The organism is Sphingosinicella sp., from assembly GCF_041916975.1.
GTDB lineage: Bacteria > Pseudomonadota > Alphaproteobacteria > Sphingomonadales > Sphingomonadaceae > Sphingosinicella.
On record NZ_JAYRYK010000001.1, the window covers coordinates 1,219,899 to 1,242,667 of the forward strand.

The 22,769-nt window shown below is 64.4% G+C and carries 18 protein-coding genes; 10 read left to right on the plus strand and 8 right to left on the minus strand.

Translation table 11 applies throughout. From position 1 onward, the window contains the following. The first annotated feature begins 58 nt into the window (after positions 1 to 58). Positions 59 to 1,816: a DUF885 family protein gene (locus ACE3TJ_RS05775; protein WP_374594755.1), complete on the plus strand. Its 1,758-nt coding sequence runs from the start codon at positions 59 to 61 to the stop codon at positions 1,814 to 1,816. Between the two features lie 57 nt (positions 1,817 to 1,873). On the opposite strand, the gene ACE3TJ_RS05780 is transcribed toward ACE3TJ_RS05775, so the two are convergent. Further along, positions 1,874 to 3,496, minus strand: a complete 1,623-nt coding sequence (locus tag ACE3TJ_RS05780; protein ID WP_374594757.1) for a hypothetical protein — start codon at positions 3,494 to 3,496, stop codon at positions 1,874 to 1,876. 459 nt (positions 3,497 to 3,955) lie between these two features. Here ACE3TJ_RS05780 and ACE3TJ_RS05785 point away from each other — a divergent pair, with 459 nt between their 5' ends. Next, positions 3,956 to 4,243: a PilZ domain-containing protein gene (locus ACE3TJ_RS05785; RefSeq protein ID WP_374594759.1), complete on the plus strand. Its 288-nt coding sequence runs from the start codon at positions 3,956 to 3,958 to the stop codon at positions 4,241 to 4,243. 28 nt (positions 4,244 to 4,271) lie between these two features. Here the strand turns inward: ACE3TJ_RS05785 and ACE3TJ_RS05790 are convergent, their stop codons facing one another. Together ACE3TJ_RS05790 and ACE3TJ_RS05795 are read right to left on the minus strand one after the other, a co-directional pair. Next, positions 4,272 to 5,375 carry a TrkA family potassium uptake protein gene (locus ACE3TJ_RS05790; protein WP_374594761.1) on the minus strand — a complete coding sequence of 368 codons (1,104 nt, stop codon included), beginning with the start codon at positions 5,373 to 5,375 and terminating at the stop codon, positions 4,272 to 4,274. Then, positions 5,372 to 6,523, minus strand: coding sequence for a glycosyltransferase family 4 protein (locus ACE3TJ_RS05795; protein ID WP_374594763.1), 1,152 nt, complete (start codon positions 6,521 to 6,523; stop codon positions 5,372 to 5,374). Before ACE3TJ_RS05795 ends, ACE3TJ_RS05790 begins: the two co-directional genes overlap by 4 nt. Positions 6,524 to 6,632: 109 nt before the next feature. On the opposite strand from ACE3TJ_RS05795, the gene ACE3TJ_RS05800 reads away from it, so the two are divergent. From ACE3TJ_RS05800 to ACE3TJ_RS05830, 7 genes are all read left to right on the plus strand, one after another. Beyond that, positions 6,633 to 8,375 carry a hypothetical protein gene (locus tag ACE3TJ_RS05800; RefSeq protein WP_374594765.1) on the plus strand — a complete coding sequence of 581 codons (1,743 nt, stop codon included), beginning with the start codon at positions 6,633 to 6,635 and terminating at the stop codon, positions 8,373 to 8,375. Between the two features lie 71 nt (positions 8,376 to 8,446). Next, positions 8,447 to 9,100, plus strand: a complete 654-nt coding sequence (locus tag ACE3TJ_RS05805; RefSeq protein ID WP_374594767.1) for a TetR/AcrR family transcriptional regulator — start codon at positions 8,447 to 8,449, stop codon at positions 9,098 to 9,100. Further along, the gene (locus ACE3TJ_RS05810) at positions 9,097 to 10,473 is read left to right on the plus strand and encodes a protein adenylyltransferase SelO family protein (RefSeq protein ID WP_374594769.1); all 1,377 of its coding nucleotides are present in this window, start codon (positions 9,097 to 9,099) and stop codon (positions 10,471 to 10,473) included. The genes ACE3TJ_RS05805 and ACE3TJ_RS05810 overlap by 4 nt, the downstream gene beginning before the upstream one ends. 127 nt (positions 10,474 to 10,600) lie before the next feature. Further along, on the plus strand, positions 10,601 to 11,014 hold the full coding sequence (locus tag ACE3TJ_RS05815) for an HIRAN domain-containing protein (RefSeq protein ID WP_374594771.1): 414 nt from the start codon (positions 10,601 to 10,603) through the stop codon (positions 11,012 to 11,014). Between the two features lie 14 nt (positions 11,015 to 11,028). Then, positions 11,029 to 11,940, plus strand: coding sequence for an IS1595 family transposase (locus ACE3TJ_RS05820; RefSeq protein WP_374599329.1), 912 nt, complete (start codon positions 11,029 to 11,031; stop codon positions 11,938 to 11,940). Then, positions 11,940 to 14,363 carry an N-6 DNA methylase gene (locus ACE3TJ_RS05825; RefSeq protein ID WP_374594773.1) on the plus strand — a complete coding sequence of 808 codons (2,424 nt, stop codon included), beginning with the start codon at positions 11,940 to 11,942 and terminating at the stop codon, positions 14,361 to 14,363. Before ACE3TJ_RS05820 ends, ACE3TJ_RS05825 begins: the two co-directional genes overlap by 1 nt. 13 nt (positions 14,364 to 14,376) lie before the next feature. Then, on the plus strand, positions 14,377 to 14,802 hold the full coding sequence (locus tag ACE3TJ_RS05830; protein WP_374594775.1) for a type II toxin-antitoxin system RelE/ParE family toxin: 426 nt from the start codon (positions 14,377 to 14,379) through the stop codon (positions 14,800 to 14,802). A 369-nt stretch (positions 14,803 to 15,171) separates the two neighbouring features. Here the strand turns inward: ACE3TJ_RS05830 and ACE3TJ_RS05835 are convergent, their stop codons facing one another. The 5 genes from ACE3TJ_RS05835 to ACE3TJ_RS05855 all read right to left on the minus strand — a co-directional run bounded on the left by ACE3TJ_RS05835 (position 15,172) and on the right by ACE3TJ_RS05855 (position 21,843). After that, positions 15,172 to 16,446 carry an N-succinylarginine dihydrolase gene (locus ACE3TJ_RS05835; RefSeq protein ID WP_374594777.1) on the minus strand — a complete coding sequence of 425 codons (1,275 nt, stop codon included), beginning with the start codon at positions 16,444 to 16,446 and terminating at the stop codon, positions 15,172 to 15,174. Continuing rightward, on the minus strand, positions 16,443 to 17,876 hold the full coding sequence (astD, locus tag ACE3TJ_RS05840; protein ID WP_374594779.1) for a succinylglutamate-semialdehyde dehydrogenase: 1,434 nt from the start codon (positions 17,874 to 17,876) through the stop codon (positions 16,443 to 16,445). Before astD ends, ACE3TJ_RS05835 begins: the two co-directional genes overlap by 4 nt. Then, positions 17,863 to 18,882 carry an arginine N-succinyltransferase gene (locus tag ACE3TJ_RS05845; RefSeq protein WP_374594781.1) on the minus strand — a complete coding sequence of 340 codons (1,020 nt, stop codon included), beginning with the start codon at positions 18,880 to 18,882 and terminating at the stop codon, positions 17,863 to 17,865. The genes astD and ACE3TJ_RS05845 overlap by 14 nt, the downstream gene beginning before the upstream one ends. Positions 18,883 to 18,970: 88 nt before the next feature. Next, entirely contained in the window at positions 18,971 to 20,200 is a 1,230-nt protein-coding gene (locus tag ACE3TJ_RS05850) for a hydrolase (protein ID WP_374594783.1), read from the minus strand. Continuing rightward, entirely contained in the window at positions 20,197 to 21,843 is a 1,647-nt protein-coding gene (locus ACE3TJ_RS05855; RefSeq protein WP_374594785.1) for a thiamine pyrophosphate-binding protein, read from the minus strand. The genes ACE3TJ_RS05850 and ACE3TJ_RS05855 overlap by 4 nt, the downstream gene beginning before the upstream one ends. Positions 21,844 to 21,943: 100 nt before the next feature. On the opposite strand from ACE3TJ_RS05855, the gene ACE3TJ_RS05860 reads away from it, so the two are divergent. After that, positions 21,944 to 22,702 carry an enoyl-CoA hydratase gene (locus tag ACE3TJ_RS05860; protein ID WP_374594787.1) on the plus strand — a complete coding sequence of 253 codons (759 nt, stop codon included), beginning with the start codon at positions 21,944 to 21,946 and terminating at the stop codon, positions 22,700 to 22,702. Positions 22,703 to 22,769 lie beyond the last annotated feature (67 nt).

Below are 22,769 nucleotides of genomic sequence, written 5' to 3' on the forward strand. Positions count from 1 at the left end.
GCTCCCCAGCAGCCGCCCTATCGTGCGACCGTATAACAATATCCTCAGGGAGACCCACATGAAACTCGGCCTTACGGCAATCGCCCTGTCGCTTGGTACAACCGGCGCGTGGGCAGCGCCCGCCGACGACTTCGCGGCGCTGCGCGACGACATCTGGAAAATGGCGCTTGCCGAAAACCCGCGCCTTGCCAGCAGCATCGGCGACCGGCGCGGCGACGGCAAGCTCGACGACATTTCGCTCGCGGGATACGAACGCCGGCTCGCGGCGGACAAGACGTTCCTGAAGCGGCTCGATGCAATTTCCATCGACGCGCTGCAGAAGGCCGACCGCATCGATTACCGCATCCTGAAGCGAAGCCTGGAAAGCGGTATCGCGGGCGCCGCTTTCGGCCAGGACGCGACTGTGCTGTTTACGAACCGCTACGGCTGGCACATGGAATTCGCGGCGCTTGCCGACGACTCCCCGTTCTTCAACAGGGCGGATTACGAAAGCTACGTCGCCCGCCTCGAAGCCTACGGCAAGCAGAACGCCGACGGCATCGCCGTCACGCGCCGCGCCATCGCCGATGGCTTCACGCAGCCGTGCGTGCCGATGGCGGGCTTCGAGAAAACGATCGAGGGCCGCATCGCACCAAGCACTGCGACAAGCAGCTTCATGTATCCGTTCCGTGCGAAACCCACGACGATTTCCGACAGCGACTGGGCGGCGTTGAAAACGCGCGCAGCAAAGGCGGTGGACACCGTGGTGACGCCCGCTTACCGCGATTTCCTGAAATTCTACACGGCCGAATACGCACCCAAATGTCGCAAGAGCGTGGGCATTTCCGAGACAAAGAACGGCGCGGCCTATTACGCCTACCGCATCAACCAGCAGACGACCACGGACAAGACCGCCGAGGAAATCCACCAGCTCGGCCTCAGCGAGGTCGCACGTATCCGCGCGGAGATGGATGCGGTCGTGCAGAAATCCGGATTCAAGGGCGACCGCAAGGCTTATATCGCCACGCTGCGCACCGACCCGAAATATTACGCGAAGACCGGCGAGGAATTGATGCTGCGCGCGGGCGCGCTCGCCAAGACGATCGACGGCCACCTCCCCAAGCTGTTCGGCAAGCTGCCGCGCCTTCCCTATACGGTGCTGCCAATCCCGGACGACCAGGCGGCGGGCAACACCACCGCCTATTACGAGCCCGGCGCGATCGCCGCGGGCCGCGCCGGCATCTACCGCGTCAACCTCACCGAACTCGACCAACGCCCGTTGTTCGAACTTCCCGCGCTCGGCGTGCACGAGGCGGTGCCCGGCCACCATCTGCAGATCGCGCTGCAGCAGGAACTCGAGCTCCACGATTTCCGCAAGCACGGCGCGTTCTTCACCGCGTTCGTCGAAGGCTGGGGCCTGTATTCCGAACGGCTCGGCATCGAGATGGGGCTTTACGATACGCCCGAGAAGGACATGGGCCGCCTTTCCTACGAGATGTGGCGCGCGTGCCGCCTCGTCGTTGACACCGGCATCCACGCGAAGGGCTGGACGAAGCAGCAGGCGGTCGATTTCATGCTGGAGAACACGGCACTTTCCGCCGCGAATGTCGATGCCGAGGTGAACCGCTACATCACCTGGCCGGGACAGGCGCTCGCCTACAAGATCGGCGAACTCAAGTTCCGCGAACTGCGCAGCCGCGCGGAACGGGAACTCGGCGACGCATTCGACGTCCGCGCCTTCCACGACACGGTTCTGGAAAACGGCGCCGTGCCGCTTGATGTGCTGGAGGCGTATTTCAACGAATGGCTCGCCGCACAAAAGGCGGTCCGCCCGTAGAGGTTTGAATAGATCAGCCCCCCAACCCCTCGCTCGCAGAGAGGGGTTGGGGGGCTGCTATGCGTTCGTGACCAGCCGCAGCCAGGCGACGCTTCGTTCGCGTACGCCCGGTGCGAGCGGCAGCGGATCGAATATGCTCACCGGATCGTCGGAAAATTGCCGATCCGTCTCCACCACCTGCGCCCACTCGCCGCGCGCTTCCGCCATGCGCCCGGTGCGGGCAAGCGCCATCGCCATCATCGCATGTTGCAGCGGTGGCCCCCCGGGTGACTGGAAATCCTCGGCCGCCACGAGTGCCGCTGGCCCATCGTCCCGCGCGACAGCGGCGAAGAACAAGCCCGACTGCACCCATTGCGGCGGGTTGGCGTGGAGAGACAGCGCCTTGCGCAGAACAGCCTCGCCATCCGCATCCCCCATCATGATCTTGAACATGGCAACCCCGGACATGAATTCGGGGTTGTTGCCGTTGAAGAAGATCACCCGGTCCGCAGCCGCGCGGGCCTGCCGTTCGAGGCCGAGATAAAGCGCGGTTCGCATCAGCGAATATTGCGCGCCCGGATCGTTCGGCTGAAGATCCACCGCCCTTCGTGCCTCTTGATGAGCCTCTGCTAGGAGGCCGTCCCGCGCCTTGCCTTTCAGCTTAAGCGCGTCCTGCGCCATGAACCACGACCGGGCGCCGTGCGCCATCGCCGATTTCGGATTTTCCGCCGCCCAGGTCATAGTGCAGCTTCGAACCGCAGGCTCATCCTCCGGCGGCATCATCCGCCAGTAAGATCGCAGCGCCAGCCAGCATCCGTAGGGCGTGTTGATGTCGATGTTTCGCTGATCCCCCTCGCCGTGGATGACACCGGCAGGCTGCGCGAGCCGCGCGCTCAGGGTCGCTGCAACCTCATCGACATCGAATACGCGCCCCTCGACCGCCTCGCGCAAGCCTGAACGCGACCATACCACGCGGCCGGTATCGAGCTGTGTGAGCGTAACGTTGATGCGCGTTCCGCCGGGGACAGCACGCAGTGTCGTATCGAGCCGATAATCGGCTGCGGGTGAAGGCTCGTTGATGACATCGATGGCCGTGAACCGATCGAGCCCATCGCGGAGGCCTGCTGTCAAATCGACAGCCGCATCGCGCTGCGCCTGCACGGCATCGAGCGCCGTGACAGGCGCCAGATATATCGCCGGGAAATTACGAATGCGCCAGACATTCTCTTCGGCACGCCAAAAGAAAAACGCAGCCAACAAAACCGCAATTGCCGCGCCGCCGATTACGACGTAGTGCATCATTCCGGTTTTCGATTTGACAATTTTCAGCGCAACCGGCGCAGGTGTCTCGCCAACGAACTCCACAGCATAGCCGCCGCTTGGAACACGAATCTGCACGTCCCCGACGGGCACCGCGTGCGCGTAGTGAGCATCGAGCAATTTTCTGAGACGCGCGACCTGAACGCGGGGATAGGAATCAGTCTGCGGGTCGAAACTGGCCTCGCGCCCGAGCGCTTCGACCGCGATCGCGTAAGACTTCAGCGTTTCGCCCCGCCCCGCAAGCGTTTCGGTCACGAGGAACCGCAAGAGACGACGCATGACGGGTGATCGTTGAAAAGCCGGATCAGCCTCGATCGCATCGAGTTCTGCATCCACTTTGCGCCGGAGCTGCCCCTCCGGCTTGATGGGGTCGTGGTGCATCTAGAAGACCTCCCTCCCCCTAGGTTCTATTTTGTTTTCCCGATCGTTACGAACCAGAAACGTATTAACTTTCAGTTAAAAGCGCATGAGCCTGATTTTACTAGAAAGTTGGGCTTTTCCAAAAGGCGAGATGTAACGGTTACAAGCGGTCCACATCGCGATGAACGAAAGCGTTCTCAAAAGCCCGGCGCACAGCCAAATCTATAACAAGTTGCTAGTCTGGCAACCGGTTTTTACTCCCCATGCTTCCGTTCATCCGATTTCCTGCCGGAACGAACACCAACACTCTTGGCCGTGATCCTGTTCCTCTCAACCGATCACGGTCACACCCCGGCGGCGGCGACTGCGTCCTCCGAAGTCGCCGCCGCAAACCGGCCGGGGCCGTGAGACGGGGTCCGTGTTGTAATGATGATAAACAACAGGTTGCATCAAAGTTGCATCACATGGGGGAGAGCTGGAATGATTGACGACAGCAAAGGCGATGCGCGCGGACGGGTTTCCACCCGTATGTCCGGGGCTATCACGGTTGGCCGGAGGCGCAGCACGGTTGCTGTCCGCAACATTTCCATGGGCGGCGCGATGATCGAGCTGCCCTCACCGCCCGACGAAGGCACAAGCATCCGGTTCGAAACCGAAACCACCGGCAAGATCGATGCCCGCGTCGTCTGGGTGATCGGCAATCGCTGCGGCCTGGTTTTCGAGCGCACTGCCGCAAATCCGGCCCGCAAGACCGCCGCAATCGCCTGAAGAGAGACCGCGATCGTTTCAGGCTTGTTCAGCCTGAAACATGCGTCAGGCTCTCGGCGGTCAGCGGAACAATTTCGAGGATGATATCGCCGGGGGCAATGCTTGCCGCACCCGGCTCCCAGAAACCGATCGCCTGATCGCCGCGAATGATGCGCACCGCGAGACCGCCCTTGCATGAGGCGAGCGGCTTTCCGATTTCATCGGCGTGCGCCGGCCGCTCGACGAGTTGAACGCGCCCGGCCGCCGTTACGAGATCGGTGATGTAGTCGACGACATGGCTGCCGCCCGCCGCGCGTGCGAGCAGATGGCCGCCGAGCGTGACCGGGTTGATAACGGTGTCGGCACCCGCCTTCCTGACGAGATCTTCATTGTCCTCCGACTTGATGATCGCGCTGATCCGCACGTTCGGATTGAGCTGGCGTGCGGTGAGCACGAGCAGCGCGCTCGTATCGTCGCGGCCGCCGCAGGCGATGAAGCTCTCCGCCGCCTCTATGCGCGCGAGCGATTGGGTTTCGTTGCGCGTGGCATCCCCTTCGAGGCCCATGACACCCACGGCAAGCGCCGCTTCCACGCGCGCGGGCGAGGGATCAATCACCACTACCCGCTGCGGATCGACACCGTTCGCGATGAGTTCCTCGACCGCGGCGGTCCCCGTGGTGCCGTAGCCGGCAACGACATAGTGCTGCGTCAGGCGCGCGCTGATGCTTTTCATGCGCCACTTCTCCCACATGTGCTGGACGAGGAATTGATACGCGGTGCCGAGGAACAGCAGCCACACGAACAGGCGGATGGGCGTGACCACCATCGCATCGAACAGGCGCGCCCGGTCCGTAACGGGAACGATATCGCCGAAGCCCGTGGTCGTTACGGTGACGGCGGTGAAATACACGGCATCGACGAAACTGATCTCGTTTTCGGGATCGTTTGCGTCGCGGTAGCCGCCGCGATCAAACCAGTGCCCGGCAAGCGCGATGCCGAGCAGCGCGAGGACGATGCCGACACGCACCGCGAGGCTGCCGAGCGGCGAGAGCCTGGGCGGGCGCCGCAGCCGACCGCCGTCTTCGCGGGTGCGCGCCAGCAGGCTCGGCAGCGTCGGCCGCATCACGCGGCGCAGGCGGTCTTCGATCTTCACTCGCCGCCCATCGCGCGGGAATAGATTTCGCGGTAGCGCGCCACCATCACGGCCTCATCATATTCCGCAACCACGCGCGCGCGGTTCGCGGCGCCGAGCTCGGCGCGCAGCAGCGGGTCACCGATCATGCGCGCGAGCAATCTCCCAAACACCATGTCATCATCAACGCGTGCGATCATCGGCCGGTTGCGTTCGGAGACGATGGCGCGGACGTCACCCACATCCGTTGACACCGCCGGAAGCCCCGCCGCCATCGCCTCGACGAGGCTCAAGGGGAACTGCTCGCTGTCCGACGACAGAGCGAAGATATCGAAATGGCCGACGCAGGTTTCGGGCTTGCCGAGGAAGCCGGGCATGAGCAGGCGGTCTGCAACGCCCGCGTCAGTGGCGGCGGCGAGGATCGCCTCGCGCTCCGGCCCCTCGCCGACGATGACGAGGCGCGCGGGGACGGAAACGATGCGCGTCGCGGCGGCGAAGGCGCGGACGAGGCGCGGCAGGTTCTTCACCTTGCGGAGGCCTGCGAGCGTGCCGACGATGACCTCGCCCTCGCGGCGCTCGAAGCCCGGAATGCTGCCCGTGGGCGGCGGGGCGGCGAAAAGCGCGCTGTCGATGCCGTTCGGAATGCGGATCACGCGGCCGCGCGGCTGCTTCCATGGGCCGAGCGCGATCCGTTCGAGCACCTGCGACGGTACAACGAGCGCGGACGCCGACGGCAGCGCAAGGCGGCGGTAGAGCACGCGCGCGGGTTTCTGCCGGAGGGCCTCGTCGTCGTTGAACCCGTCCTCATGGTGGACGAGCGGGCGGCGGGCGAACAGGCGGTTCGCCATCAGCCCATCGAGCGCGCCCCAGTTGTAGGTCAGCACGAGGTCATAATTGCCGCGAGCGATAGCGGCGCCGATCGCTTTCAGCTTCGCAGGCGTGAGCCGTCCGGCGAGCGGGGGGAAATCCTGAAGCACGCGCGCATCGACGTGCGGCGCGATCTGGCGGGCGGCGCCGACGGCCGTCGGCACGGCGCTCACGATGTCGTGCGTGTAGGCATCGCCGAACGCATTCATCAGGCGCACGGCGCGGGCTTCCTTGCCGCCGAGGTCGAAGGTCGAGTGCAGGTGCAGCAGGCGCGGCCGGCTGGAAGGCGGCGTGACGGACATGTTTCGGCTTATAGCAGTGTTGATACGCCGATAAAGGCGTGACAAAGCGCGAGAAATTAACGATCACGCGGCATTCGTTGAACGTACACGAACAGGAAAACGGGGCGGCATGGGCGGCTTTTATCTGTGCCGAGTGACGGGAGACGCCGACGAGGCGCGCATCGCCGCCGCCGAGGCGCAGTTTCGCCTGCACGGCTTCACCCGGTTCACGCCGATCCGCAGCGCCGCCCACGCCGGCTTTCACGCCGCGCCCATCCACGGCAGCCATGTCTGCGTGCACCGCGACGGGGAGGATTTCATCGCCGTCGCGGGGACGCTGATCCACGGCGGCAAGTTCGGCGAGGCCGCCCTCCGCGCGCTGCTTGGCGACTTCCGGTTCCCGTTCGAGGACTGGTCGAACACGACGGGGCAGTTCGCCGCCATCGTCCACAAGGGCGGACGGACCTTCGCGTTCACCGATTTCTTCGGCGCCTTCCAGCTCTTCCACGACGCGGACTGGGATGTCATTTCGACGAGCTTCCTTTCCGCCGCGAAGAGCCTCGACCGCGTGACCTTCGATCCGCAGGGCGTTTACGAGTTCGCGTTCAACGTGTTTCCCACGGGCGACGACACGGTTGTGAGCGAACTGAAGCGGCTGGGGCCGGACGCGCAGATGGAGCTGGGCGCAAGCACGGTGCGGGTGCCCGTCTCGAAGCCGCTGCCCGAGCGCATCTCCTCGACGCCGATGGAAAAGCGCATCGCTACGCAGGCCGAACGGCTGCGCGGCGCGGCGCGCATCTATGCAGAAGCGTTCGGCGACAAGATGCAGTGCCCGCTCTCCGGCGGGCTCGACAGCCGCCTCGCGCTCGCGCTGCTGCGTGACGCCGGGGTCAGCCCGCAGGTGTATGTCTACGGCAGCGCCGGCGACGGCGATGTTGAGGTGGCGCGGCATATTGCGGATCACGAACACTTCCGCTTCGAGCCGTTCGAGAAGTCTTCGTTCGCGAGCATCACGCCCGACGACTTCCCGGCCATTGTCGCGCGCAATTTCCACGAGACGGACGCGCTCGTCACCGACGGTGGTCTGTTCGACAACGGCGGCAATGCCTTCGCGCGCCACCAGCGGCAGGAAGGCGGCCAGCTTGCCGTTTCGGGCGGATGCGGCGAGGTGTTCCGCAATTTCTTCTACCTGCCCGACCGCGCGCTGACCGCCCGGCAGGTGATGGGCGCATTCTTCGCGCGCTATACGCTGAACGACGTGACGGACACGTTCGACCCCGAAGGCTTCATCGACCGCCTGGAGGCGAAGGCGCTGCAGGCGATCGAGAAGCCCGGCGCGACGGGCAAGCTGCGCCGCACGCTGATCGAGCAGCTCTACCCGCGGATGCGCTGCCGCGCCTTCTTCGGCCGCGAGATCAGCCTTGTCGGGCGGCAGGGCGCCTATTTCATGCCGTTCTTCGACCACGAGGTCGTCGCCGGCGCGCTGCAACTGCCGATCGCGTGGAAGAACGCGGGCCGCTTCGAAGCCGCGCTGCTGACGCACATCGACCCCGTGCTTGCGGCCTACCCTTCGGACTACGGTTACAGCTTCGACCGGCCGCCGACGCTGTCGCACCGCATGAACGAGCTTGGCACGCGCGTGCGCCCGCCGTGGCTGCGCCAGCGCAGCTATGCCGTGCGGCGGCGGCTCGGGCCGATCCGCGACGAGCACGGCGGACTGCTGACGCCCGCGTTCCTCGGCCGCGTGCTCGACCTGCATTTTCCGCACATGCAGCAGTTTTTCAAAATGAAAGCGATCAGCGACAGCGGGCTTTATCGCCGCATCGCGACGCTCGAATATCTGGCGCAGCACCTTGAGCGCCAGATCGCCTGAAGGAATCTTTTGACTCTCACTCAAAAGTTCCCATATCATCCATCCCGACTGTGGAAAGACACCGAGGGTTTATGGCGACGCGCTTAGCGGAAAGCCGTTCGCGGCGATACGATCCGGCGGAAACGCGCCAGCGTGTGCTGGAAGCGGCGAACCACCTGTTTTCAACGCAGGGCTTCGCGAAAACCGGCACCGCCGACATTGCCCGCGCCGCGGACGTTTCGGAAGGCTCAATCTTCTATCACTTCGGCTCGAAGCGCAGCCTTCTGGAAGAGCTGGGCCGCATGTACGGCGAGCGCATGTGCGCGGCGATGGAAGCGGGCGACCGGCTGGAAGACCTTGAGCCCGGCATCACCATCCAGCGCTGCTTCGATTACTGCACCACGCAGAAATCGTGGGAAAACATCGTGAACGCCAACTGCGCGGGCACGGCGAGCCACGGCAAGATGGGGCTGAAATCGAACCCCGACGCCGAGCCCTTCTACCGCGCCTCCCACGAGGTCGTCGCGGCATGGGTGGAAAACCAGTACCGCGCGATGGCGAAGAAGTTCGATCTCACCGACGTCGATACGAAGATCGCCGCGGAGCTGACCTATTCCGCTGTCGGCGCCGCGCTCGATATCGCCTTTGCGCCCGGCGCCGATGAGACGCTGAGAAAGCGCGTGGAAGCGGAAACCATCCGGTATGTGCGCTGCGCCTGCGGGCTGCCGCACCCGCGCGAGGCATGACGGGACGGTATCGTCCGGACCCCGCGATCCTCGAACTCGGCAGCGACTACTACGACCCCGTTCGGGCCGCGGACTTTCCGCAAACGATCCTGCGCTTCCGGAACCAGCGCCATGCCGAAACAGTAGGCCTCGGCGATCTTTCCGATGAGGACTGGCTCCGCCACTTCGGCCGCTTCGCGCCGCTGCCGGACAATCTGGAGCAGCCGCTGGCGCTGCGCTACCACGGCCACCAGTTCCGCACCTACAACCCCGAGATCGGTGACGGACGCGGCTTCCTGTTCGCGCAGATGCGCGACGGCGCGGACCGCTTGCTCGACCTTGGCACCAAGGGATCGGGCCAGACGCCCTACAGCCGCTTCGGCGACGGTCGGCTGACGCTGAAAGGCGGCGTGCGCGAGGTGCTGGCGACCGAGATGCTGGAGGCGCTCGGCGTCTACACCTCGAAGAGCTTTTCACTGATCGAGACCGGCGAGGCGCTGACGCGCGGCGACGAGCCCTCCCCCACACGTTCCTCCGTGCTCGTCCGCCTCGGCCACAGCCACATCCGCTACGGCACGTTCCAGCGGCTCGCCTATCTGAAGCAGCTGGAGGCCATTCCGCCGCTCGTTGATTACTGCCTGCGCCATTTCGTCGGCGGCACGCACGACGATCCCTATGCGGCGCTGATCGACCATGCCGTGGCGGGCGCGGCTCGGCTCGCGGCGAGCTGGCGCGCAGCCGGGTTCGTGCACGGCGTGCTCAACACGGACAACATCAACGTCACCGCCGAGAGCTTCGACTACGGCCCGTGGCGCTTCGTGCCGCGCTGGGACGACGGCTTCACCGCCGCCTATTTCGACCAGTTCGGCCTCTACAGCTTCGGACGGCAGGCGGAGGCGCTGCAATGGAATGTGCATCAGCTGGCGATGGCGCTGCGCACGGTTGCGCCCGCCGAAAGCCTGATCCCGGCGCTGAAGACCTATCCCGAACGCTATGAGGCGGCGCTTGCCGAACGCTATCTGTGGCGGCTCGGCGTGAAGCCCCGCGACGCGAAAGCGGATGAAGCGCTGGCGCTCTCCATCGAGGCGGCGCTCGGCGCGAGCGATATCGTGCCGGATCGATTCTGGTTCGACTGGCGCTGCGGAAAGCGGCGCGGGCCGAGTCCGGCGGATGCGGCGTACGAAAGCGATGCTTTCGCGGCGTTCCGCACGGCGGTTTCGGCGTACGAACCGGCTGCGGACACCGCGCATCCTTACTGGTCGGACGCCGCGCCCTGCACGATGCTGATCGACGAGGTTGAAGCGATCTGGGCGCCCATCGATGAGGGCGACGACTGGAGCGCCTTCAACGCCAAGATCGCCGTCATCCGCCGCATGGGTGAGGCTTACACATAACCGTCATCCCGATGCAGGCTGGCTAAGACTATTTGAAACTGCGAAGTATAGAAGCAAGTCGTTTTCCCGCCCGCGGATTTGTTTTACATATATTCTATGGCGCACTTGGACTGGGGGACGAGCCAACATGGCAAAGGCGCGTATATATGACATTGTTGGGGAAAGTCAGATCAATAAAGACGGTTCAGCCCGTCAAACTGTTCTCAGGCATTGCGAGCCCGGCGACCCAGTAAAACTGCTCCGGGAACCGAAAAATGCTCACGACCGGAATGCCATTTTCGTTACAACCCTAAACGGCCGAGGGGTTGGCTATATTAAACGGGATGAAGCGCCGGAGCTGGCTAGGCGTCTGGATGCACACGAGAAATGTTCAGCTCAAATCCAGAAGATCAAAGGTGGAATGGAAGATTATCCTTCATATGGCGTAATGGTGAGTGTTGCGTTCGTTGGAGAAACACACCCTAAACCTGATCCATTGGCGATTATGCACTTGACGACACCACTCGGCGGGTGTAATCAGGATGCATGTCTAGCGATCTGACTCTTTTGGAAATCATGCGGCGCTACTCCACCGAGGAAGCGGCGCGTGCCTATTTCGAGCGGATGCGTTGGCCGAACGGGCCGGTCTGCCCGCACTGCGGTAGCGCCGAAAAGAACTACGCGCTCACACCCAACAAGAAGGCTCGCATCCGCGAGGGGTTGTATAAGTGCGGCACTTGCGACGACCGTTTCAGCGTAACCGTGGGGACGGTCATGGAGTCCTCGCATATCCCGCTGCACAAGTGGCTGATCGCCTTCTACATGATGTGCGCCAGCAAGACGCAAATCTCGGCTTTGCAGCTTCAGCGCCAGCTTGAACTCGGCTCCTACCGGACGGCGCACTTCCTGTGCGCCCGCATTCGATATGCCCTCAAGGATGCTGGCCCCTCGGGCCTGCTCGGCGGTGAAGTCGAAGCGGACGAGACCTACATCGGCGGCAAGGCAAAGGGCAAAGGCCGGGGCTATACCGGGAATAAGGTCGCCGTCGTTTCGCTGGTCCAGCGCGGCGGCGACGTTCGCTCGACCGTCGCGGAGCGCGTGACGAGCAAGACCATCGATACCCTTCTGCGTCGGCACGTGACCGAAGAAGCGCACCTCAACACCGATGAGTCGCCGCTGTACACGAAGCCCGGCAAGCGTTTCGCCTCGCATGCGCGCGTGAACCATTCTGCCGAAGAATACGGCTATTTCGATTATCGCTCGGGTCGCACCGTCACCACCAACACGGTCGAGGGCTTCTTCGGGAACAGCAAGCGCAGCCTTGACGGCACGCACCATCAGGTGAGCCGCCAGCATCTGCACCTGTACACGGCGGAGCTGGACTTCAAATACAACACGCGGAAGTCGACGGACGGTGAGCGCACCGCCGAAGGCATCCGGCGCATCGAGGGGAAGCGCCTGATGTATCGTCAAAAGGCTAACACCTGATGGCACGGCCTCGTGTCTCCGAGGTGCGTTCCGAGCTGCTACTGACGGAATTGTTGAAGGCCCAAGGTTGGGATTGTCGGCGTCCGCCCAATGGCGAGATGCTGCGCCAGCACGAGTACAAGGATCACTCGCACCTTCGCGACGTGTTCCTGCACCGGAGCAAGGTGACGATGATCGGGCACGGCTTGCCCGAGGCCGTCGTCGTGGATCGCCAGTCGATGCAGCCGCTTTTGGTGATCGAGGCCAAAGCGTCCGTTGCCGATCTCGATAAGGCCGTACGTGAGGCGACGACGATTTACGGCGCGGCTTGCATCGAAGCTGGCTACTCCCCGCTTGCCGTGGCGATTGCCGGCACGAGCGAGGACGACTTCGCGGTTCGCGTCTTCAAGTGGGATGGTTCGGCGTGGCGGGTCATCACCTACGAGGGCAACCCGATTGGGTGGATTCCCAATCGTGCCGATGCCGATCGGCTGCGCGCCCCATCGACGACTTCGGAGCTTCGCCCGTCGGTGCCGAGCCCCGAAGTGCTGGCGACCTTTGCCGACGAGATAAACCGGCTCCTGCGCGAAGCGAATGTCAACGATCGCATGCGCCCGTCGGTTGTTGGTGCGTGCATGCTGGCGCTGTGGCGGTCCAAGGGGGCGATACGGAAGGACCCCGAGTACATCATCGGCGACATCAACGGCGCTTGCGAGAAAGCCTTTTGGGACGCCAAGAAGCCGATCCTAGCCAAGAGCCTCCATGTCGATGAAGCGAACGAAAAGCTGGCGGTAAAGGCGCGCCGGATCATCAACATTCTGGAACGCCTAAATGTGTCGGTCCTGACCGCCGAACACGACTATCTCGGCCAGCTTTACGAGACCTTCTTCCGGTACGCTGGCGGCAACACGATCGGCCAGTATTTCACCCCGCGCCACATCGCCAGCTTCTGCGCCGATTTGCTCGGTGTCTCGATAGACGACGTTGTGCTCGACCCGACGTGCGGCACGGGCGGTTTCCTGATTGCCGCGATGGAGCGGGTCGCTCGGGAGCACCAGATTTCACGCAACGAGATGGTCAAGCTGGTAAGCACGCGGCTGATCGGCTTCGATGATGAGCCAATCACCGCAGCGCTGTGCGTTGCCAACATGATTCTTCGTGGCGACGGCTCTTCAAGCGTTCATCGCGGCGATGCGTTCACAGCCCCCGAGTTTCCAATAGGGACCGCCAGCGTGGTTCTGATGAACCCGCCATACCCGCATAAGCAGACCGATACACCGACCGAGGCTTTCGTTGAGCGGGCACTGGAAGGCTTGTCGCAAGGCGCTCGGCTTGCTGCGATCATCCCGCTGTCACTGCTCGTGAAGAGCAACAAGTCGGGTTGGCGCAAATCCATTCTGAAGGGCAACACGCTCGAGGCGGCGATCAAGCTGCCGGACGAGTTGTTCCAGCCCTATGCGCAGCCCTACACGGTCATCGTTTATCTGCGGAAAGGCATTCCGCACCCGAAGGGCAAGCGCGCCTTCTTTGCCCGCGTCGAAAACGACGGATTCCGTATCCGCAAGGGAGTGCGGGTGGCTTGCGAGGGCTCCGAACTCCCTAAGATGCTCGATCATTTCCGAGCCGGGAAAAGCGAGCCAGGTGTGTCTGGTTGGGCGGAGCTGGACGAAGATGCGAGCTTCGGACCGGGAGCGTATATCCCCGCACGGGAAATGTCCGGCGAGGCGAGTGACGATGCCACACAGGAAGTCATCCGCGCCCGCACGTCGTTTGTCGCCTATCATGCCGCGGATTTGGTCCAGCTTAACACCGAGAACCCGCTCGATATCCGCGCGATGCGGAAGAAGGCTTGGCAGTTCGAGACGGTGAAACCGGGCACCGTCGCCGACTACTTCGACATTTTCTACGGACAGAAGGAGTTGCACAGCAAGGACGGGCTGCTGCCCGGGCGGTCGCTGGTCATTTCGTCGTCCAAGTTCGACAACGGCTGTTACGGCCTTTTCGACTTCGAGCACATATTGAAGCCGCCTTTCGTGACGGTCCCCGGCAACGGCTCCATTGCGTATGCACACGTGCAGGAATGGCCTTGTGGCGTGTCCGACGACTGCATGCTCCTGCTTCCCAAGGAGGGCGTGCCTCATTCGATGATGTACGTCGCGGCGGCGGCGATCCGAAATGAACGGTGGCGCTTCAGCTATGGGCGCAAGGCCACGCCGGATCGGATTGCAGACTTCCCGCTACCGCATACCGACGAGCTTTTGGCGCGCGTTGACGAATATCTCGCGCGGGCTGCGCGGGTCGAAGATCGCATGATCGAGGATGCCGAAGATGCGCTCGACAGCCAAACGGCACGTATGAGGCTTGCGGATTTAGGAAGCGGAAGGGCGAGGGCAGTTTCGGGGGCGGAACTGGAGGTGCGGCTTGCGGCTATGATGGAGGACTAGGCGGGTGCCATACGTGGGCTTCGCCTTTACCTCCGCCGCGCTGGACTTCTTAGCCACGCTTCCGCCGAAAATTCGGAAGCAGGTCATCAAGAAGGCCAAGGCCCTGCATACCAATCCGCACCCGCAAGGGTCGAAGAAGCTGCACGACGTAGTGACCGATGACGGCGATCCGGTGTATCGTGAGCGTTCGGGCGACTACCGTATCCTCTATGTCGTGCGACCCGACGAGGTGATGATCCTCGATATTGATCATCGGAAGGACGTGTATCGTATGCCTAAGACCAAGGCAGAGCCGGCCGACGAAATGAAGATGAAAGAGGCCGACTTCGACGCGATCATGAGCAAGGCGCTGGGCGTCGCTGCTCCGAAGGACGAGGACGAAGAGCAGCCAGCTAAGCGGCTAAGCTCTTACCCGCCAAAGAAGCGCGGTACGTCCTAAGTCCGAAAACACGGCGTTTGCCGGATGGGGCGTTGTGCAGCCTTGGTGTTGCAAAGTACATAATCGCCGATCCATTGGATGATGAGCAATTGTTGTTTCGCGAGGAATACGAAGAACAAGATTCATATGAAGATCATAGCCATCCTACCAATCCCTTCGATCTGTCGTCGGCATTGAAGATCGCCGCGCTCATAATAGGCGCTATTTTTCTGTACAGCCTATATTGAAAACACGGGGCAGAGCCTCGAAGATTGACAGATTAACGTTCTGAAAATATTATAAATTTCTCTCGTTTCCATAGTGTGGGGATGGCAATTTATCATAGTGTAAGCGGAGTTGTGGATCCCGGCCTACGCCGGGATGACGGCATTAGAGTTCGAGCAATTTCAGCAGCGCCCGGCGGGCTTCCCACGCCGTTTCCCAGAGCGCGGGGTTGCCGAGATCGTCGGGTGCGATGCTTTCCGGCCAGTGCGTCTCGATCAGCCGTTCGAGCGCATCCGCCTTTGCATCATCGAGCAGGAAGCGCGGATCGATGGCGGCGAGTGCCGCCTCGCTGACCGCGACGCGGAGACGGAGGCAGGCGGGACCGCCGCCATTCTTCATGGATTCGCGTACGTCGATGAAATGACAGCCACGGATCGGGCCGTTGCCCGCGAGCATGGTGCCCAGCCACGCCTTCACGCGCGCGTTCTCCTCGCTCTCCTTCGGCAGCACGAGGATCATCTCGCCCGAAGGCAGCGTGACGAGCTGCGAGTTGAACAGGTAGGAGCCGATGGCGTCTTCAAGGCTGACAGCGCTTGTCGGAACCTCGACGATCTCGACCTCGGGCAGGCGGCGGCGGAGCTCCGCATAAAGCGCCTCCCTGTTCTCGAATGCCTGTTCGTGCGCGAAGAGCACGCGCTCGTTCGCAACCGCGACGACATCGTTGTGGAACGCGCCTGCCTGAATCGCCGCATCGGCCTGCGGCCAGGAGATTGCATCATTTACCGCGTTCAGTCGCGCGACCGCCTCTGAAGCGCGCCGGTCCTGCCGCGAGGGGAAACGGCCCTGCCGTTCTTCGCCGTAGATGAAGACTTCGATGCCCTTCTCTCCATGCGACGGGCAAAGGCGCATGAAGTTCGCCGCGCCTTCGTCTCCGAATTTGCCCGGCACGGCGGCGTGCACGGCGAAGTGGCGCGTGTCCGCGAAGGCGATGGCGAGCTGCCGATGCGTTTCGGTGTGTTCGATGCTGCGATGCGCCATCGTGGAGAGGTTTGCGGCGGTGAGGTGGACGCGCCCATCCGCCGTATCCGGCGCGGGCGACACCGTGGCGGCGTTTGCCGTCCACGTCGCCGAGGCCGACATGGCGTTGCGGAAAAGTACGGGATCCGCCGCGAATGCGGACGCGCAAACCTCTGCATCGCTGCCCGAGAAGCCGAGCGTGCGAAGCCACGGCGCGTTCGGGCGGTCGTGCGGCAGCAGGAAGCCCTGCGGCAGGCCGAGCGACATCAGGAAGCGCATCTTGCCGATGCTCTGCAGCGCGGCGGCGCGCGGCCGCGAGGTGCCGCCCGCGTTCTTCGCACTGGCGATGTTGCCGAAGCTGAGCCCGGCGTAATTGTGCGTCGGGCCGATCAGCCCGTCGAAATTCACCTCGACTGTTTTCATGCCTCGTCCGCCTTCAAACCCGTGAGAATCGCGCCGCGCACCTTGCTTTCCTCAAGGCTGGCGACGGGAAACGCGCAGTAGTCCGCCGCATAGTAAGCGCTCGGCCGGTGGTTGCCGCTGGCGCCGATACCGCCGAACGGGGCGTTCGACGCCGCGCCGGTCGTTGGCCGGTTCCAGTTGATGATGCCCGCGCGGGCGCCCGACCAGAAGCGGTCGTAAAGCGCCTGATCGCCGCCGATGAGCCCTGCGGACAGCCCGAAGCGCGTGTTGTTCGCCTCCATCATCGCGGCGGAGAAATCCGGCACGCGGACGAGTTGCAGCACGGGGCCGAACATTTCCTCGTCGGGGCGGTGCGGAACCTCCGTCACATCAAGGAGTGCGGGGGTGAGGAACGGCCGGTCCGGCACACTGCGGGTGAGCGGCCGGATGGCGACCGCGCCTGTAGCCTTCAGCGCCGCGACCTGATCCAGAAGACGGCCGGCTGCGCGATTATCGACCACCGGCCCCATGAACGGCGGCGGCTCGTCGAACGGGGCGCCGACGATCAGCTTGTCCATGAGCGCAGTGAGGTGTTCGATGAGCGCCTCGTGCTTCCCGTCCTCGACGATCAGGCGGCGCGCGCAGGTGCAGCGCTGCCCGGCCGAGAGAAACGCGGACTGGACGATGAGCGCCGCAGCGGCTGCAAGGTCTGCCTCGCGCACGTCCCACGCGATGAGCGGGTTGTTGCCGCCCATTTCGAGCGCGAGGATTTTGTGCGGCGTTTCGGCGAACTGGCGGGCGAGCGCGTGGCCGGTGTTGGCGCTGCCCGTGAACAGCAGCCCGTCGATGCCTTCATGCCCGGCGAGCGCGCGGCCGACATCGCCGCCGCCCTGCACGATTTCGAGCGCACCTTCGGGGAGCCCCGCCTGCATCCAGCATTCGCGCATCAGCGCCGCCGTGCCGGGGGTCAGCTCCGAGGGCTTCAGCACCACGGCATTGCCCGCGAGGAGCGCAGGCACGATGTGGCCGTTCGGCAGGTGCGCGGGAAAGTTATAGGGGCCGAGCACCGCGAGCACGCCGTGCGGGCGGTGGCGAAGCTGCTGCGTGAAGCCCTCGGCTTCCTTCTTCCGGTTCCCCGTGCGCTCCTGATAGGCGGTGAGCGAGATATCGACCTTGGCGATGACGCTCTGCACCTCGGTCTTCGTTTCCCAGAGCGGCTTGCCGGTTTCGCGGGAGATCATCGCCGCGAGATCGTCACCGCGATCGCGCACGATGTTCTGGTACTTGCGCATCAGCTCGACGCGCTCCGAAAGCCGCAGCGCCTCCCACCCCGGCTGCGCTGCGCGCGCAGCGACGACGGCGCGGTTCACATCCTCAAGGCTGGCGACCGGCCCGCGCCAAACCTCCTCGCCCGTGGACGGATCGGTCGAGACGAGTTCAGGCTGCGACATGGCTGATCATTTCCCCGGACTGAAGGCCGTGCAGCCTTATCTCGTCTGTCGTGAGCGAAAGGCCCTGTGGTGTTTCGGCGGCGCTGCTTTGCCATGCGCGGAAATCGTGGAGCGAGCCCTTCGCAAGAAGGGCGCTGACCGCGCCGCCTTCGGAGAGTGCGCTGTCCGCGACCGCGAGCTGGCGGCACTGCTGCACCGTGCGGATGTTGTCGATGTAGGCGAAGACAGTGGGGCCGCCGTCGAAGATGTCGATGTAACCTTCGTAGATGAAGCCTTCCTTCTCGAGCAGCTTCAAGGCCGGAACGCCGGTGTCGTGCGGTTTTCCGATCACCGCGCGCGCGTCTTCGGGCAGCAGCGCCGTATAGATCGGGTATCGGGGCATCAGGTCCGCGATGAACTGGTTGCCGTGCAGCGAATTGAAGTGATCGGCTTCCTGGAACGGCATTTCGAAAAACTTGCGACCGAGCCCGTCCCAGAAGGGCGAGCTGCCGTCCGGGTGGTGCCAGCCGCGAAGTTCGGCGACGACGCGCGTCGGGAAGCGATCGCGGTGGCGGGCCATGAAAAGGTAGCGGCTGCGCGCGAGCAGGCGGCCGAGGCCTTCGGCGCGAAGCTCGGGCAGCAGGAAAAGGCCGCCGACTTCGGCCGCGCCGTTGAAATCGTTGGTGAGATGCAGCACCTCCATCGTGATGTTGCGCCCCAGTTCCTTCGAGGTCTGGTTCACGGTCGCGAGCTTGTACGTGTAGAACGGCCATTCGCCGCCGAGGCGCGAGAAAACCATCGCGCTGCCGCCGATACGACCCGTTTCGGCCTCCTCCATCAGCAGCATGTAGAGCTCGTCCTGCGGGAGTGCGCCTTCGCGCGCAAAACTCTCGCAGCTCCAGCCGATGCGGCGGGCGAGTGCGTCCCGGTCCGGCGGCAGGTTCGTGAAACCGCCGCCCGTCTGCCCTGCAAGCACGAGCAGGGCATCGACATCGTCCGCACGCGCGGGCCGAATGAACCAGACCATATATTCTCCCCCGGCGCGGGCGCGCCTTCACACGAGTTGGCGTGTTTTCGGGGACGATATCGTTTCCGGCGATCGGCGCCGGCGCCGATCAGGCCCCGTGGCCGTCCCAGGCACCCTGCGCGAGACGCATCAGGATCAGTGCCGACAGCCGCGCCCTTTCAACAAGGGACGCGGTAAGCAGATACTCTTGATCCGAATGGATCGAGCCACCTCGTACTCCAAGCGTATCGACGACCGCAAGCCCCGCCGCGGCGAGATTATTGCCGTCGCAGACGCCGCCGGTGTCGCGCCAGCCGATGTCGAGACCGAGATCGAGGCCGCAGGCGCGCACGAGATCGAAGAGCTTCTGCTGGTGCGCGTCCATGGGCTTCGGCGGGCGCGCGAAGCTGCCGGAAAGCTGGATCGAAACGTCGTGCGCGGCAGCGACGGCGCTGATCGCATCAGCGACCGCGTGGGTGGCGCGGTGCTGATCCTCGAAGGTCGAGGGGCGCATGTTCCAACGCAGCACGGCGGTATCGGGTACGACGTTGTTCGGGCCGCCGCCATCCAGCTTGGCGACGTTCACCGAAAGCGTCGGGCCTTTCATGGCGTCGAGCCGGAGCGCGAGGTCGGCGGCGGCGATGATCGCATTGCGGCCCTCTTCGGGATTGCGGCCCGCGTGCGCGGCTAGGCCCGAAACGGCGGCGGCGAAGTTGCCGCTGCCCCTGCGCGCGCCTGCGAGCGTGCCGTCGGGCAGCGAGGAGGGTTCGAAGGTGAGGCCGATCTGGCAACGGCGTCCGGTTTCGGCAAGCAATGCCCCGGAACCGAGCGAGGACACCTCCTCGTCGCTGTTGAGCACGATTTCCCAGCCGAGTTGCGGGGCGAACGGCGAGGCTTCGAAGCAACGGAGCGCCCAGAGCATGACGGCGATGCCGCCCTTCATGTCGGCGACGCCCGGCCCGTTCAGCACGCCATCCGCCAGCCAGCGCAGCGCCTGGAACGCGTGATCGGCCGGAAACACCGTGTCCATGTGGCCGGTAAGGAGGACGCGCTTGTTCGCCGGGCGATCCATGACGATGTGGAGGTTATCGCCGTGCGCGAGCGCGAAGGTGCGGCCCGCCGCATCCACCGCCTCGACGGGCGCGGGCGGCACGCGGCGAATCTCGCCGCCGAGCGGCGCGAAGGCTTCGCTAAGCACGTCCGCGTACTGCGCGAGGCCCATGAGGTTGCGGCTGCCGGTGTTGATGGCCGCCCAGCTTTCGATCGCCGCGAGCATGGGCGCATGGGCATCGTCGAGGAACGCAAGCGCCCCCGCTTCGGCATCAGTGAGCCGGGTCATGCGTCGTCGCCCAGCCGTCTTCCGGGGGCGATCTCACGCGGGTCGGTCTTCACCGCGATAAGCGCAGGGACGCCGCTTACGCGGGCGCGGACGAGCGCGGCGGGGAAGTCTTCGGTGCGATCGACGGTTTCACCGTGACAGCCGAAGCTGCGCGCGAAGGCGGCGAAATCGGGGTTCACGAGCGCGGTGCCCGATTGCCGCCCCGGAAAATCGCGCGCCTGATGCATCCGGATGGTGCCGTACTGGCCGTTATCGACGACGATGAAGATCACATTCGCGCCGTAGCGCGCGGCAGTGATTAGCTCATTGCCCGACATCAGGAAATCGCCATCGCCCGCGAGCACCACGACCTCACGCTCGGGCTGGAGCAGTTTCGCAGCGATGCCGGCGGGGACGCCGTAGCCCATCGCGCCCGAGGTCGGCGCAAGCTGCGTGCCGATGCGGCGGTGCTGATGGAAGCGGTGCAGCCACCCGGCGAAATTGCCCGCGCCGTTGCAATAGATGGTGTCCGCGCCGAGCACGTCATCCAGATGTCCGATCACCTCGGCCATGTTAACACCGTTCACAACGCTGGTCGGCTGCACCCACGCCTCGTAATCGGCACGCGCCGCGCGGGTCCAATCCGTCCAGCGCGAGCCGTCGATGGCGAAGCCGAGTTCGCCGAGCGCGGCGCAGGCGAGCCGGATGGAGGACTGGATGGCAAGCGCCGGTCGGCGGACGCGCCCGAGCGTGTCGGCATCGGGATGGATGTGGACGAGGCTCTGCGCGGGACTTGGCACGGCGGGCACGGTGTAGCCCTGGCTCGCCACCTCACCGAGCCGGGTGCCGAGCGCGATGACGAGATCGGCCGATTTGACACGCTCGATGAGCTTCGGGTTCGAACCGAGGCCGAGTTCGCCCGCATAGTTCGGATGCGCGTTGTCGAAACGGTCCTTGCGGCGCCATGAGGTGATGACGGGAAGATTCGCGCTTTCCGCGAAGCTTTGGACGGCGGCGACATCGTCTGCCGTCCAGCCCGGCCCGCCGAGCCACAGCAGCGGCCGCTCGGCGGAGTCGAGCATGTTGGCGAGCGCGGCGATGGCCGACGCATCGGGCGAGGCCTGCGGCGGCTCGATGCGCGTGGCAACCGCGTGGAACGCCTCCTCAGTGAGGATATCTTCCGGCAGCGCAATCACCACCGGACCCGGACGGCCGGAGAGGCTGAGCGCATAGGCGGAAGCGACGATCTCGTGCGCGCGGTCGGCGCGGTCGAGCACGAACACACCCTTGGCGAGCGCACCGAACATGCGGCGGTAATCGACCTCCTGAAACGCTTCGCGCCCGATCATGTCGGTGCCGACATCGCCGACGAACAGCAGCATCGGCGTCGAATCCTGAAACGCGGTGTGCACGCCGATCGAGGCGTGCGTGGCGCCCGGCCCGCGCGTGACCATGGCGACGCCCGGCCTGCCGTTCAGCTTGCCGTACGCCTCCGCCATGTTCGCAGCGGCGGCTTCGTGGCGGCAGGTGATGAGTGCGATCCTGTTCTGCACGTCATGCAGCGCATCGAGGACAGCGAGATAGGATTCGCCCGGAACGCAGAATACGTGGCTAACGCCCTGATGGACGAGACTTTCGGCGATGGTTGCGGCCACGCTCGGCATGGTGGATCGGTGCCCGCGCGCGGCTGTGAAGTCAAGCCGCGTGAAGCCTCTTCCCTCTCACAGCTATCGGCTGGGGCGTATTTCCGGCATTGAGCCCGGCATGACCGACCACATCCGCATCGAACGCGACGGCCGCGTGCTCGTCGTCACCATGAACCGCCCCGACAAGAAGAACGCGCTGACGCACGCCATGTACGCGGCGATGGCGGACGCGATCGACGGGGCGCAGACGGATGACGGCATCCGCGTGGTGCTGCTGACCGGTGCGGGCGAGGCGTTCACCTCCGGCAACGACCTCGTCGATTTCCAGTCGAACCCGCCGCGTGGGCAAGATACGCCGGTGGCGCGCTTTCTGCGATCGATCCTGAACGCGGAAAAGCCGCTGATGGCGGCGGTGGGCGGCGTCGCGGTCGGCGTCGGCACGACGATGCTGCTGCACTGCGACATTGTCGTGGTGTCCGAAAATGCCATGCTGCAGACGCCGTTCACGGACCTCGCGCTGGTGCCGGAGGCGGGATCCTCGCTGCTGCTGCCGCAGGTGGTCGGCACGGCGATGGCGAGCGACATGTTCCTGACCGGGCGGCGGCTTTCGGGCGAAGAAGCCTTGAAAATCGGCCTTGCTTCCCGTTTGGCGCCACATGCCGAGCTTGAGGCCGAAGCGCGGCGCATCGCGCACGGGATCGCCGCGAAGGCGCCGGAATCGGTGAAGCTGACGAAGGGCCTGCTGCGCCGGAACCGCGAGGAGACCGCCGCGCGCCTGCTCCTTGAAAGCGAGCTTTTCACGGAGCGGCTGAAATCCCCGGAATTCATGGAAGCCGCCATGGCTTTCATGCAGAAGCGGCCGCCGAATTTCGGCTGATCCACGCGCCCGCCAAGCCCCGCTTGGCCGGGCCAAAGAAAGCCTTGCTTGGCCTTCGCGCGTGCGA

Bases quoted from the DNA above. Each gene is read 5' to 3' on its own strand.
- ACE3TJ_RS05775 (WP_374594755.1), top strand. From the start codon at position 59: ATGAAACTCGGCCTTACGGCAATCGCCCTGTCGCTTGGTACAACCGGC.
- ACE3TJ_RS05780 (WP_374594757.1), bottom strand. From the start codon at position 3,496: ATGCACCACGACCCCATCAAGCCGGAGGGGCAGCTCCGGCGCAAAGTG.
- ACE3TJ_RS05785 (WP_374594759.1), top strand. From the start codon at position 3,956: ATGATTGACGACAGCAAAGGCGATGCGCGCGGACGGGTTTCCACCCGT.
- ACE3TJ_RS05795 (WP_374594763.1), bottom strand. From the start codon at position 6,523: ATGTCCGTCACGCCGCCTTCCAGCCGGCCGCGCCTGCTGCACCTGCAC.
- ACE3TJ_RS05800 (WP_374594765.1), top strand. From the start codon at position 6,633: ATGGGCGGCTTTTATCTGTGCCGAGTGACGGGAGACGCCGACGAGGCG.
- ACE3TJ_RS05805 (WP_374594767.1), top strand. From the start codon at position 8,447: ATGGCGACGCGCTTAGCGGAAAGCCGTTCGCGGCGATACGATCCGGCG.
- ACE3TJ_RS05810 (WP_374594769.1), top strand. From the start codon at position 9,097: ATGACGGGACGGTATCGTCCGGACCCCGCGATCCTCGAACTCGGCAGC.
- ACE3TJ_RS05815 (WP_374594771.1), top strand. From the start codon at position 10,601: ATGGCAAAGGCGCGTATATATGACATTGTTGGGGAAAGTCAGATCAAT.
- ACE3TJ_RS05820 (WP_374599329.1), top strand. From the start codon at position 11,029: ATGCGGCGCTACTCCACCGAGGAAGCGGCGCGTGCCTATTTCGAGCGG.
- ACE3TJ_RS05825 (WP_374594773.1), top strand. From the start codon at position 11,940: ATGGCACGGCCTCGTGTCTCCGAGGTGCGTTCCGAGCTGCTACTGACG.
- ACE3TJ_RS05835 (WP_374594777.1), bottom strand. From the start codon at position 16,446: ATGAAAACAGTCGAGGTGAATTTCGACGGGCTGATCGGCCCGACGCAC.
- astD (WP_374594779.1), bottom strand. From the start codon at position 17,876: ATGTCGCAGCCTGAACTCGTCTCGACCGATCCGTCCACGGGCGAGGAG.
- ACE3TJ_RS05845 (WP_374594781.1), bottom strand. From the start codon at position 18,882: ATGGTCTGGTTCATTCGGCCCGCGCGTGCGGACGATGTCGATGCCCTG.
- ACE3TJ_RS05850 (WP_374594783.1), bottom strand. From the start codon at position 20,200: ATGACCCGGCTCACTGATGCCGAAGCGGGGGCGCTTGCGTTCCTCGAC.
- ACE3TJ_RS05855 (WP_374594785.1), bottom strand. From the start codon at position 21,843: ATGCCGAGCGTGGCCGCAACCATCGCCGAAAGTCTCGTCCATCAGGGC.
- ACE3TJ_RS05860 (WP_374594787.1), top strand. From the start codon at position 21,944: ATGACCGACCACATCCGCATCGAACGCGACGGCCGCGTGCTCGTCGTC.